At 38.9% G+C, this 12,003-nt stretch carries 13 protein-coding genes; 9 read left to right on the forward strand and 4 right to left on the reverse strand.

The genetic code is table 11. The annotated features are described in order from the left end of the window. Positions 1 to 275: 275 nt before the first annotated feature. The 3 genes from AMDU4_RS03820 to AMDU4_RS03830 all read right to left on the reverse strand — a co-directional run bounded on the left by AMDU4_RS03820 (position 276) and on the right by AMDU4_RS03830 (position 3,045). On the reverse strand, positions 276 to 1,646 hold the full coding sequence (locus AMDU4_RS03820) for a transposase (RefSeq protein ID WP_021786662.1): 1,371 nt from the start codon (positions 1,644 to 1,646) through the stop codon (positions 276 to 278). Positions 1,647 to 1,832: 186 nt separating this feature from the next. Next, the gene (locus AMDU4_RS03825; RefSeq protein WP_021786663.1) at positions 1,833 to 2,198 is read right to left on the reverse strand and encodes a hypothetical protein; all 366 of its coding nucleotides are present in this window, start codon (positions 2,196 to 2,198) and stop codon (positions 1,833 to 1,835) included. Then, positions 2,188 to 3,045, reverse strand: a complete 858-nt coding sequence (locus AMDU4_RS03830) for a ParA family protein (RefSeq protein WP_021786664.1) — start codon at positions 3,043 to 3,045, stop codon at positions 2,188 to 2,190. The genes AMDU4_RS03825 and AMDU4_RS03830 overlap by 11 nt, the downstream gene beginning before the upstream one ends. Positions 3,046 to 3,236: 191 nt before the next feature. Between AMDU4_RS03830 and AMDU4_RS03835 the strand changes: the two genes are divergently transcribed. The 9 genes from AMDU4_RS03835 (at position 3,237) to AMDU4_RS03875 (ending at position 11,250) form a co-directional block, all read left to right on the forward strand. Further along, positions 3,237 to 4,022 (forward strand): SDR family oxidoreductase, encoded by a 786-nt coding sequence (locus tag AMDU4_RS03835; RefSeq protein ID WP_021786665.1) that lies wholly within the window; start codon positions 3,237 to 3,239, stop codon positions 4,020 to 4,022. Positions 4,023 to 4,064: 42 nt separating this feature from the next. Then, entirely contained in the window at positions 4,065 to 4,421 is a 357-nt protein-coding gene (locus tag AMDU4_RS03840; protein ID WP_021786666.1) for a cupin domain-containing protein, read from the forward strand. 294 nt (positions 4,422 to 4,715) lie between these two features. After that, a complete protein-coding gene (gene lysW/argW, locus AMDU4_RS03845) occupies positions 4,716 to 4,889 on the forward strand; it encodes an alpha-aminoadipate/glutamate carrier protein LysW (RefSeq protein WP_021786667.1) in 174 nt (57 codons plus the stop codon). Next, positions 4,864 to 5,937, forward strand: a complete 1,074-nt coding sequence (gene argC / locus AMDU4_RS03850; RefSeq protein ID WP_021786668.1) for an N-acetyl-gamma-glutamyl-phosphate reductase — start codon at positions 4,864 to 4,866, stop codon at positions 5,935 to 5,937. Before lysW/argW ends, argC begins: the two co-directional genes overlap by 26 nt. Before the next feature lie 4 nt (positions 5,938 to 5,941). Continuing rightward, a complete protein-coding gene (locus AMDU4_RS03855; RefSeq protein ID WP_021786669.1) occupies positions 5,942 to 6,706 on the forward strand; it encodes a [LysW]-aminoadipate/[LysW]-glutamate kinase in 765 nt (254 codons plus the stop codon). Further along, positions 6,696 to 7,892 carry an aspartate aminotransferase family protein gene (locus tag AMDU4_RS03860; protein WP_021786670.1) on the forward strand — a complete coding sequence of 399 codons (1,197 nt, stop codon included), beginning with the start codon at positions 6,696 to 6,698 and terminating at the stop codon, positions 7,890 to 7,892. Before AMDU4_RS03855 ends, AMDU4_RS03860 begins: the two co-directional genes overlap by 11 nt. A 30-nt stretch (positions 7,893 to 7,922) precedes the next feature. After that, on the forward strand, positions 7,923 to 9,341 hold the full coding sequence (gene iscB / locus AMDU4_RS03865; protein ID WP_290704122.1) for an RNA-guided endonuclease IscB: 1,419 nt from the start codon (positions 7,923 to 7,925) through the stop codon (positions 9,339 to 9,341). Continuing rightward, entirely contained in the window at positions 9,338 to 10,186 is an 849-nt protein-coding gene (lysX, locus tag AMDU4_RS03870; protein ID WP_021786672.1) for a lysine biosynthesis protein LysX, read from the forward strand. Before iscB ends, lysX begins: the two co-directional genes overlap by 4 nt. Then, positions 10,183 to 11,250, forward strand: a complete 1,068-nt coding sequence (locus tag AMDU4_RS03875) for a M20/M25/M40 family metallo-hydrolase (protein WP_021786673.1) — start codon at positions 10,183 to 10,185, stop codon at positions 11,248 to 11,250. The genes lysX and AMDU4_RS03875 overlap by 4 nt, the downstream gene beginning before the upstream one ends. Here AMDU4_RS03875 and AMDU4_RS03880 read toward each other — a convergent pair. Beyond that, entirely contained in the window at positions 11,218 to 12,003 is a 786-nt protein-coding gene (locus AMDU4_RS03880) for a hypothetical protein (RefSeq protein WP_021786674.1), read from the reverse strand. The genes AMDU4_RS03875 and AMDU4_RS03880 overlap by 33 nt on opposite strands.

The following is a 12,003-nucleotide window of genomic DNA, read 5'->3' on the forward strand; positions in this document are numbered from 1 at the left end:
TGACATTGATGAGATCTCAAAGTACTGTGAAAAGTATAAAACAGCATNTGAGATTAATTCTTCACCGGCAAGGCTTGATTTAAACGATGAGAATATTCTGAAAACTTCAAAATACAATATTTATTATTCTATAAATACAGATTCCCACAACATATATGGCTATGATTTTATGGAACTTGGAATAGGAACCGCAAGAAGAGGATGGCTTACAAAAAACAGGGTGATAAATACAATGGATTATCAGGCATTACTAAAATTTTTGGAAAAATAAATTCCTAAATTCCCATAGTATTAGGCACTATGACCCCTATTTTCTCAAACAGTTTCTTCTGATCCTTTGTCAGTTCCTGTATCACAATCTCCTTTTCGAATACCTTGCATTTCAAATTCCTCAATATGTCAAGGGACATTTCAACAGATCCAATTTCCTTCTGTACTTCCATGTATACTATCAGTGAGAGGAATATTATGAACAGGTATCCTCTCAGGGTTTCTTCACTGTGAACCCTGAGTGGCAGGAGTGAAAGGTCATCCTTTGAGTATGAATATGCCTTCTCCACAAATTGCCTGGTATAATACAGCGGTATCAGTTCATCCCTTTCAATGGGCTGTGAACTCATGAGTACCATAAAGCCCTTCCTCCTAACAGTAAATGGATCATAATCGTCCATGTGCTTCAGCATATATCTCCTCAATTCCCTGCCCCTCCTCTCTGGATCCAGGACAAGATGTGTGAATACAGTATTTCCGGCAAATTCAGCCTGGGAGGATGAGATAAACATGATCCTGTTTCCATACTTCACTGCATTCTCAGGGATATCCATACCTGCTGCAGATTCTATCAGGCCATGATATATGGATCTGTTTGCAGGAACCCTCATGAGAAAATCTATTTTATTCATGAACATTGAACTGATATTCCCCTCAGAGAAGAAGCCTGCATCCATTATGCTCAGTCCTGGTTTTATTCCGAGTTTCTCCATCTCACTGTTGGTTGCAGATAGTGCTGAAACATCCATGATGCCTCCTGGAATATAGCGGAAATACAGTGGCCTGTTCCTCTTCCTGTCCATTACAAGTACAAGCTTGATCTCCTCATCAACAGTCTCTGAGGAATATCCCCACTGTGTCATGTCCAGATCGATCTGGTTGGGAAGTGCAGTTGTGTCAATGGATATTCCTTCTTCCGGCTGCTTAAGGTATGCCCTGTAGAAATCCCTCATCTTTGTTTCATTCCCAAACTTCACAAGGAATTCTGATATTCTCTGTGAGTCCATTACACCCGGTGCAAGATATCTTGCAATATTCCCCTCATACCATATTCCTGCCCTCCTCATGCCTGTCTTTCCAAGTATCCGGTACAGTATGAGGGGAAGTGCACTGTTCTTTACTGCAAAATCATAGACATCCTTCATCCTGGATTCCATGAATTTGATCAGGAAGTATGAATCACCGAAATCAAGGATCAGTTTCTCTGGTTTTATCCTCTCCTTTCCAGGCCTGATGAATTCATTACTTTCCCTGTCAACAACCTGCCCGAGGTATTTGCTTTTCTGTGCCGGTTTTTTCTTCATCTTGTCATAGTATGATGTTACTTCATAGGCATATTCTTTGTTCCCAATCTTCTTGAATCTTATGAAAGACATAATGTGTAATTACACATTATGATTTAACCTTTACTGTTCCGTAAAATAAAGGAGAATGTGGTATCATAATGCCTAATGATTAGGGAATTTAGGAAATTTTTATGATTACATAATCCACATGTTTCCCTCTATTACTTAAATATAAATTTCCATAGTTTTAGAGCCATGGTGAAATCATGGATTCACTCATGATACTTTTTCAGGTGAGACACGGCCAAAGGAATCACCCTTGTGATATCTATCATTTATCCTCTTAATTATGAATCTTATGAATTCTTCCTTAGTTTTAAAACTTGCAATAGAAGCAGTTTTTCCAAGCTTATTTTCCCTTATTATTGACTTCAATTGTTCCATATTTTTCTTTTTAAGTGCATTAAACAGCTCACCTTCTGTATCGTAATCCGATAATCCAGTTGCTTTTTCCAACCTTTTCTCTGGCTTAATTTTTATCTCTATTTTGAAATTTTCAACAAGTTCCGGATTTCTCTCTATTTTATCTGCGATATATTTCAGTATATCTGACAATGCAGCAGCTGTTGACTTATTCGACATATTTTAACACCTCTTCAACAAGATGGTTATATCTGTCATAAAGTTCATAACCATATTTCTGGGGAAGAGTTTTAACACCAGCCTGATATTCTGCAGCTTCAGAAATTTTTACACTAAGGGGAATATAGGTATCAAAAATTCTCGGATAATCTCCTTTTCTTTCCTTGTATTTTAGTGACTCCACGATTGAATTATGCAGCCTGTTATTGGACCTGAACATAGAAATGACAATACCTAAGGGCCTTATGTTTATCCCTGCGTCATTTTTAAAAGCATTTATCCTTGTCAGAATTTGAGGTATACCATATGTGGACAATATATCTGGAATAGTGGGTATGAGATAATAATCCGATATAAATATCCCGGACAATGTGATTAAACCCAGATTCGGCGGGCAGTCTATAATGACATAATCGTAGTTTGTTATAACATTTGCCAGTGATTCTTTGAGGATAGTTATAGGTGTTTTTATAAAGTATCCTGAATTGGAGACAAGTGGAAGTTTGTCCTGAATATCTATCAATCGAAGGCTTGATGGGAGCAAATCGAGATTTTTTATCCCAGAGTCGATGTTAGAAACGTTTTTTACTATAGAATTATCAATATTGAATAATTTAGTGTTGTAAACCTTATCGCTGAAAAGCTGAAATACAGTATTGCCTTTTTTATCCTGCTCCAGCCACCTGTTCTCATCCATCAGTGAAACTGTTGCATTCGTCTGTGGGTCGAGGTCAATAATTAATACCTTCTTGTTGTAATTGGCTGCCAGAAATTCCGATAATGCTATGGTCGTCTGAGTTTTTCCAACTCCACCCTTTAAATTAATAATACTGATTACATGAGTCATTTAATGTAAAACATTCATTTGTATTTAAATAATTGCACAATTAAATAGTGTCAGTGAATGCCATTCTGGTATTCATATTTCATGTCCCGGAACCTGGCATTATAAGCTGTTTGTTTTTCATTTCACTGCCATGCCTAAAAGATTGCTTTTTGAAACAGTAAATTTATAAGCTAAAAACTGTTTTAATTTATATGCAGGGTCTGAAAAATAAAAACGTGATAGTATGCGCCGGCAGTACTGGAATAGGTAAAGGTGTTATCTCGACGCTTGCCAGATATGGTGTTAACATTACTACTTTCTCCAGAAGCAAAGAAAAAATAGATATGCTCAGAGCTGAAATCAGGGAAGAAACGGGCGTTACGATAAATGCCCTACCTGCTGACCTTTCCAGAAAGGATGACCTTATAAGGGTGGTGGAATCTGCCCATACACAGTACGGAAAAATAGATTTCCTTGTCATGAATTATGGAGACCCGAGAGTTGACCCCTTTATGGAACTCACAGAATCTGACTGGGATTATAATATTGACATGATGCTCAAGTCCACAATAAGGATGATTGACATGTGTATGGTAGATATGGTAGCGTCTAATTTTGGCAGAATAATATTTATAACTTCAATGACTACAAAGAATCCTCTTCAGAACTTCGCAATTTCAAATACACTGCGATCTGGCATTGTTGCACTGGGCAAGACCCTCTCTATTGAATTGGGTAAATATAATATAAATGTGAATTCCATATCTCAAGGATATTTCTATACACAGCGCCTGAAAAATATACTGGAAAAAACTTCCAGCTCTACAGGAAAGGCCATTGAAGATGTGGAATCACAACTAAAAAAGGAAATACCATTAGGCAGATTCGGAAAACCTGAAGAGATCGGAAACCTGGTTGCATTTCTATGTTCTGAACTCTCTTCATACATTACCGGAGCAAACATACCCATAGATGGCGGGACAATAAAATCTATTTGATATTTCTGGTAAAATTTATATCCGCATATTATTTATCATATCATGGCAGAGATTAGCAAATACAGCTGGGATAAGGTAAAAAAAGAAAAGTTGTCAGAGACATTTTACAGGCAAATGGTATACGGCGAGAAGGTAATGGTCGCCCAGTTAGACATACGGAAGGGCAGTGTGGTACCAGAGCATCGTCATGAAAATGAGCAGATTACGTGGATAATGAAGGGAAAACTTCACTTTAAAATAGACGGAAAGGAAATGGACGTTGGCCAGGGAGAAATAGTGATAATACCTCCAAATATAAAACATGAAGCTATAGCACTTGAAGATACCCTGGACGTTGATATATTCAGTCCAGTAAGATCAGACTGGATCAATGGAACTGATTCCTATCTGCGGAAATAAATTTTGATAATAATATTTTTAATAATTATTACAAATTTTTAATATTAACGCCAAAATTTTTCTTAATTGTTCGGGAAATAATTAGCATGTATCCTGTTAAACATAATAATTACGAATTTCAGATTAAAAATACAATATTCGTATATTTTAAATAGGATGAAATAATTACGTTACAATGGCATCTTAGTTTGAAAATAAACTTTAGATGTTAAAAATAATAATATAAAATACAAATATTTATTAATAGCAGATTATTGATAGCTATTTGTAAAGTATAATAAAAGGTGAAAAAAAATGGAAACAAAGTGTAAAATATGCGGAGAGAAAATAAGCCTGCCTGAGGATTCAATGGCCGGTGAACTTGTAGAATGCGGATCCTGCGGCATGAGTTATGAAATTGCTTCAATCAATGCCGATGTAGTGAGTATAAAACCCGCCGAAAATGTGGGGGAAGACTGGGGAGAATAAAGTGCTCAAAGTTGGAATTGTGGGGGCATCGGGATACGTTGGCGGAGAACTTATGAGACTCCTTGTCAGGCATCCGGAAATTGAGATTTCCTCAGTGTCTTCAACCAGGCACAGAGGTGAAAAAGTTTCAAGGATCCACCCCGATCTTTACGGGCTAACGGATCTGAAATTTGAGGATATATCGCCGGTGGACATGGCAGGCAAGGTGGATTTAATATTCCTTGCACTCCCGCACGGGACCTCTATCAAATACGTCCCCGAACTTGTTGAAACGGGAGTTAAAATTATAGATATGAGTGCAGATTTCAGGCTTAAAAACCCTGAACTGTATAAGCCATGGTATGGATATGAACATGGTTATCCAGACCTGATAAAAAAATTTGTATACGGAATGCCTGAACTTCATAGGGATCAGATTAAAAATGCCAGGTACATAGCAACTCCAGGATGCATAGCATCGTCATCCATCTATAGCATTGCCCCGTTCCTATCCCTGGATCTGTCCAGTGACATTATCAATGTGGATGCAAAGGTGGGATCCTCGGGTTCCGGGTCAGGACTGGATGAATCAAAGGTGTTTTCAGAGAGATTCGATTCCATCAGGGCGTATAAACCAGTGAACCACAGACATACCCCTGAAATAGAGCAGGAACTGGAATATGCCTCTGGGAAGAAGGTAAAAATTGCCCTTTCTGCACATTCTGTCAATATGGTGAGGGGCATACTAACCACCTCTAGCATCTACGGAGAGGAGGAGGAGATCTCATTATGGGCTCTGCTCAGGAAATTCTATGGAAATGAGAAATTTATCAGGCTTATAATGGACAGGAAAAGCAATTATAAGTATCCTGATCCAAAAACAGTCATAGGGTCAAACTTTGCTGATATAGGATTTGCCATTGATAAATACATAAAAAGGATAGTATCGTTCGGGGCTATTGACAATCTAATAAAAGGCGCTGCGGGCAATGCAGTACAATCAATGAACATTATGAACGGATTTAATGAATACGAAGCCCTGATGATGCCATCACTATTTCCGGTGTGATATTATGAAAGTATTAAAAATAGGTGGGAGCATACTTGAAAAGTTTCTCGAGGACGATAATCTTCATTCCGTCATAGAACAATTTGACGGGGAGCTTTCAATAGTTCACGGAGGAGGGAACTATCTGGATAACCATGCTGAAAATTTTAATTATACCAAAAAATTTGTAACGTCACCAGAGGGTATAAGAAGCAGGTATACTGACAGAAACACCCTTGAAATATTTACAATGGTTATGAATCTCATTAACCAGAAATTGGTTTTAAACTTAAAGGAACATGGCATCAAGGCTATCACGGTAAATGGAATAATCAGTGCAAAGAGAAAAGAAAAGTTGGTAATAATGAATGAGAAAAACAGGAAAATGATAATAGATGGTGGATATACCGGTAAGGTAGAAGGCGTAGATCCTATTCCCATAAAGGCAGTCATAGATGCAGGGTATATACCGGTAATATCCCCTATTGCTTATGGGAATGGGAGTTATCTGAACGTCGATGCAGACAGGGCCGCTGCATATGTTGCAGGGGCTTTAAAGGCCGATTCCCTGGTGTTCCTAACTAACGTCAACGGACTTTACTATCAGAATAATATCATAGAAAAAGCAGATACAACATATATCAGGAGTATTTTGAAAGATATAGGAACTGGTATGGATAAAAAACTCATGGCATCAATTGAAGCACTTGAAATGGGTGTAAAACAGGTAATTATTTCAAACCCATTTTATGACATCTATAGCGGCACGGTGATATGTAATGAATTATGAAAATGAACATATAGCTAATACTTACCAGAGGCTTCCAATAAACGTGCTCAACGGAAATGGTGCAATACTTCATGACATCAACGGGAAAAGATATATTGACATGATGGGTGGCTACGGGGTGGCCATACTGGGATATGGAAACAATAAAATTAAAGAAGCAGTATGCAGGCAATTCGATACAATACCAGTAGCCCATGCGTCTGAATACACAGCATCCAGGGAGGAATTTGTGAAAAACCTTACAGGGATTGTCCCGGCGGGCCTGGACAAATTTTACCTTGGAAATACTGGTGCAGAGGCCATAGAGGCTGCTATAAAAACAGTAATTAAATCATCAAAAAAACATAAAATTATAGCCATGACCAATTCTTACCACGGAAAGACCGCTGGGGCACTTTCAATCACATATTCTGAGAAATACAGGCAATCTTTTGGTGATATTCTCATGAAGAATGTTGAATTTATAAGGTACAATAATATGGAAGACCTTGAGAAAATAGAAAGGGATGATGAGATATCTGCAGTATTTTTCGAACCAGTTCAGGGGGAAGGAGGCATAAACATACCTGACAGGGATTATGTAAAAGAGCTGAGGCAAATTACCGAGAATAACGGTATAATACTAGTTGCTGATGAAATACAGTCAGGACTTGGCAGGACAGGAAAAATGTGGGCACACGAACATTTCGGGATCAAGCCCGATATTATCACAATAGGGAAGGGCATCGGTGGTGGTCTTCCACTCTCTATAGCTGCGGGCAAACCTGAATTTATGGACAACCTTGCAAAGGGGGAACAGTCTTCCACAACCGGAGGAAATCCCCTTTCCATGGCGGCCGGAAGTGCAGTCATAGAACAGTTATCCCAATCGCTGATAGATGATGTTGCCAGAAAAGGTGAACTATTCAGGAAGACACTGAGTGAATCCCTGGACGATTCAAAGATTGTGAAAGAAATAAGAGGGCTGGGGCTTATGGATGCCATAGAACTGAAAGTTAAATTCCTTCCAATTCTCATGGATATAATAAATAGGGGAGTACTGCCTCTTTATTCTGGAATTAATATATTGAGAATGTTGCCGCCATATGTTATTACAGATTCCGAGATCCAAGAAGCTGCGAATATTATGTCCCAAGGTATAAAATCTCACAGCAAAAAGGTGGTTGGGTCAACTACCCCTCCCTGACGGAAGGGCTTGAAAGACATGGAGAAAAATATGAAAGAGAAGCAGAAGTTAGATTGGAGAAATACATACACACCTACGGATGCTCCACAAGTCCGTGGCAACTGTGATCATGCATTAAACAGAGAGGAAACTCTCAGTGTGCATGGTTTAAAAACCCCTTCTAACAACCCCGATGTGGACATACAGTCAGGCATGGCTGGACAGGACCTGAGGGTTCCTGTTATAAACATGCGCGACGAACCTTTAATGCCGACAACACCAGAAAAGGCACGAAAATTATTAAAGGAAAAAAAAGCAAAGGTTGCATTCTCAAATCCATTCACTATACAACTTCTATATGCAACTGGAGAGACAAAGCAGCCAGTAACATTGGGAATTGATGCGGGATACAAGCACATTGGATTCTCTGCATTAACAGAAAAGAGAGAGCTGATATCAGGAGAAGCGGTCATAAGAACTGACATACCGAAGCTCAATGAAGAAAAGGCAATGTACCGCAGAAAAAAGAGAAATAAGCTCTGGTACAGGAAACCAAGATTCATGAACCGTGGCAATAATAAAGAAGGGTGGTTCGCACCAAGCATTGAACACAAACTGGAAACTCATATAAGATTGATTGAGAAGTTGAAGCGAATACTTCCCGTATCAAACACAGTGATAGAGGTTGCATCCTTTGATACCCAGAAGATGAAGAATCCTGAGATAAGTGGAATAGAGTACCAGCAGGGAGAACTTCAGGGATATGAGATCAGGGAATATCTCCTTGAGAAATTCCATCATATCTGTGTGTATTGTGGCAAGACAGGTGTGCCTCTTGAAATAGAACATCTCACACCCAGATCAAGGGGCGGTCCCGACACGGTCAATAATCTCGCAATCTCATGCCATGAATGCAACCAGAAGAAGAACAACCTTACCGCAGAAGAGTTTGGATATCCTGAAGTGAGGAAGAGAGCACTGATCACCATGAGAGATGCAGCATTTATGAACACTGTAAGGTGGAAGCTTACACAACTTGCTGGAGCGGGATACACATTCGGGTACATCACAAAGAAAAACCGCATATCCCTTGGCTTGGATAAGAGTCATGCCAACGATGCATTTGTGATTGCTGGAGGAACCAACCAGGCCAGGACATCTCCATTTACAATCACACAGAGAAGGAGGAACAACCGTTCCATCCAGACGAACAGGAAGGGATTCAGGCCATCAATAAGAAGGAAAAGATATGCATTCCAGCCTGGAGATATAGTTGTGTATGATCATGAGAGATTCAGTGTTGTTGGTATGCATAACTATGGGAAATCAATCGTAATAAAAGGAGGAGGGAAGAAGATGGACATAAACACGAAGAAGGTCAAGCTGGTAAAATATGGAAAAGGATTGCAATTCGCACCGCAATTCCTTCCCACCCTTTCGGATGGGGTCTCATTGGGGGGAGTTAGATGAAAGTTTCAATGCTTTTTGACATAATGCGCTGGGAAGAAAGGGCAATATTGAAATCACTTCAGGACAGAAATGTGGAAGTGCAGCTCTTAAACGTTAAGGACATGAATCTTAATCTTGAAAAGTCAAACTATGATTTTGGAGATATCTCATTACAGAGAAGCACTGGGTATTACAGGAATCTCCACTCGACCGCATATGTTGAATTCACAGGCAACAGGATTATAAATGATTTCAACTCCACAATCATTACTGGAAACAAGATGTTTACAACACTTCTTCTATCCCATAAGAACATACCCATTCCGAAAACATTTGTATCATTTTCAAATGAAAGTTTCCTGAAATCCTTTAAGGAAGACTTTAATGGAAGAGCAGTAACAAAACCTGTTACTGGAAGCTGGGGGAGGATGATTTCCCTGCTTAATGACTATTATGCAGCAATGGATGTATCAGAATACAGGGATTACATGTATCCATTATATCAGATAAACTATACTCAGGAATACATAAATGAATATGGAAGGGATCTCAGGGTATTTATTGTAAACAATCAGGTTATTGCAGGCATATACAGATACAAATCAGGAGAGGACTGGAAAACAAACACAGCATTGGGCGGTCGGGCTGAACCACTTAAAATCACAAAGGAGATTGAGGATATTGCTGATGGAGTATCCAGGGCACTTGGACCAGGAATATACGGAATAGACATTCTGGAATCAAAGGATGGTTACTTTGTGAATGAGGTGAATGGGAATACAGAATTTAAAAACACTGTGCCTGCTACAGGTGTGAATATCCCAGACTACATTGCCGATTATCTTATATCCGAGGCAAAAAAATGAATGCAAAGGATATGCTTATTGAAATGCTGAACATCTATTCCCCCAGCGGCAAGGAGGAAGAAATAGCTAAGTTGATTCGGGAGTATATGGTAAATCTTGATTTCCAGGACCCTGTAATAGATGATCAGCTTAATGTGATATCCGTAAACGGTAATGGCAGTCCCTCAGTATTTCTGTGCGGCCATGAGGATACTGTGCCCGGAATACTGGATGTAAAATCCAGGGGAAACCTTGTATATGGCAGGGGTGCAGTAGATGCAAAATCCTCACTGCTTGCACTGATTCTTGGTGCAAAAAAAGCCATGGATAATGGATTCAAGGGCAAAATTTTGGTATCCGCTGCCTCGGGTGAGGAAAGCGATAGCAAGGGAATAAACAAGATATTGAAAACTTACAGTGGTTATGATTATGCAATTTTCGGCGAACCAGGAGGTTCTATGAACATCACTGCGGGATATAAGGGAAGGTTATTAATGAAGGTTGAAATGAAAACGGGAACTCACCATGCCAGTTCCTCATGGATGGAGGCAAATTCAATCGATCTTCTCATGAATCTCTGGATTGCAATAAGGGACAAATATGGAAGCAACAAGGATTTTAACTCCGTCACTGCCGGCATAACCAAATTCAACGGTGGCCAGTATGATAATATGACTCCAGAGTATGCATCAATGTACCTAGATATAAGGTATCCAAAATCAGTATCTGAAGAGGAACTGGTAAATGAGATGAAATCCTACATGGAAAATATACTCAAGGAAAATTATTCCTACGATATAGAAAGCAGAACCTATCCTTACATAGCTGATATGAAAAGTCCACTGGTAAAGTCATTCAAATATAGTATATCACAAAATGGGATGGTCCCCCGGTTAATATTCAAGAGCGGTTCCGGAGATATGAATACCCTGGGTTATGAATGGAAAATTCCAGCAATTACATATGGACCCGGCGATACACAGTTATCACACACCCAGAATGAGGTGATAGATGTACGTGATCTTTATAAGTCCATAGACGTTATATCTGATTCATTGAGATTCATGGAATCTCAGGGCGTTTAAATATACATCTATTTTTTCCCTGTTAATGTATAAATCCATAGAAAGTTTAACTGAGGATTTTTTATAAATGTAATTCAGTGCCTGTGATATGTTGCATCCATTAAGCCTATAAAAAATATATGCAATATAAAAACTGAAAATATCCATATAAGTATTGTTATTTCCGTATAGTTCGGAGGACAATGTAATTATGTGCCTGAGCCATGCCGGTGCCGGTTCTACAGAATTAATAATCTCCATAAAAAATCTTGAGCATGAATCATTGTCCATGCCTGTTTGTTTTATTCCCTTTATTAATAAATCCTCAAATTTCTTATCGGGAGAAAAATTTTGGTAATATTGAAATGCTGATTCCACTGCTACAGGAAAGCTGTTCACTAAAGGTTGCACCATGAAATCTGAAAGGATTCTATACCTCCTTTTTTCCCTGGACAGTGCACCAGCAAAATACTTTATCTTTCTTGGGTTCCGGTGCCGTTTACGGTATATTATGGACGAGTATTCATAGACTGCAAGTGTTGCGACCCGATCCCTGAAATTTTCTGTGCTGGTCAATTTTCCCAATTCTTCATTTTCCTCATTTAGAATTTTTCTGGCCATATGTCTGTAAAAATAACCGGGCGTCACATAGGATCTGATCCCGGTCATAAAAAATATGAAATGTGAAGCATCTGAACCCATTCTGGCTATGGTTGATCTTTTGATATTGCATGTATCATTACCAGTATTGGAATTTCTGAAAATAAAAAACAT

It is taken from the genome of Ferroplasma sp. Type II (genome assembly GCF_000496155.1).

Coding starts and splice junctions, on each gene's coding strand:
- AMDU4_RS03820 (WP_021786662.1), bottom strand. CDS start 1,646: ATGTCTTTCATAAGATTCAAGAAGATTGGGAACAAAGAATATGCCTAT.
- AMDU4_RS03825 (WP_021786663.1), bottom strand. CDS start 2,198: ATGTCGAATAAGTCAACAGCTGCTGCATTGTCAGATATACTGAAATAT.
- AMDU4_RS03830 (WP_021786664.1), bottom strand. CDS start 3,045: ATGACTCATGTAATCAGTATTATTAATTTAAAGGGTGGAGTTGGAAAA.
- AMDU4_RS03835 (WP_021786665.1), top strand. CDS start 3,237: ATGCAGGGTCTGAAAAATAAAAACGTGATAGTATGCGCCGGCAGTACT.
- AMDU4_RS03840 (WP_021786666.1), top strand. CDS start 4,065: ATGGCAGAGATTAGCAAATACAGCTGGGATAAGGTAAAAAAAGAAAAG.
- lysW/argW (WP_021786667.1), top strand. CDS start 4,716: ATGGAAACAAAGTGTAAAATATGCGGAGAGAAAATAAGCCTGCCTGAG.
- argC (WP_021786668.1), top strand. CDS start 4,864: ATGTGGGGGAAGACTGGGGAGAATAAAGTGCTCAAAGTTGGAATTGTG.
- AMDU4_RS03855 (WP_021786669.1), top strand. CDS start 5,942: ATGAAAGTATTAAAAATAGGTGGGAGCATACTTGAAAAGTTTCTCGAG.
- AMDU4_RS03860 (WP_021786670.1), top strand. CDS start 6,696: ATGAATTATGAAAATGAACATATAGCTAATACTTACCAGAGGCTTCCA.
- iscB (WP_290704122.1), top strand. CDS start 7,923: ATGAAAGAGAAGCAGAAGTTAGATTGGAGAAATACATACACACCTACG.
- lysX (WP_021786672.1), top strand. CDS start 9,338: ATGAAAGTTTCAATGCTTTTTGACATAATGCGCTGGGAAGAAAGGGCA.
- AMDU4_RS03875 (WP_021786673.1), top strand. CDS start 10,183: ATGAATGCAAAGGATATGCTTATTGAAATGCTGAACATCTATTCCCCC.
- AMDU4_RS03880 (WP_021786674.1), bottom strand. CDS start 12,003: ATGTTTTTTATTTTCAGAAATTCCAATACTGGTAATGATACATGCAAT.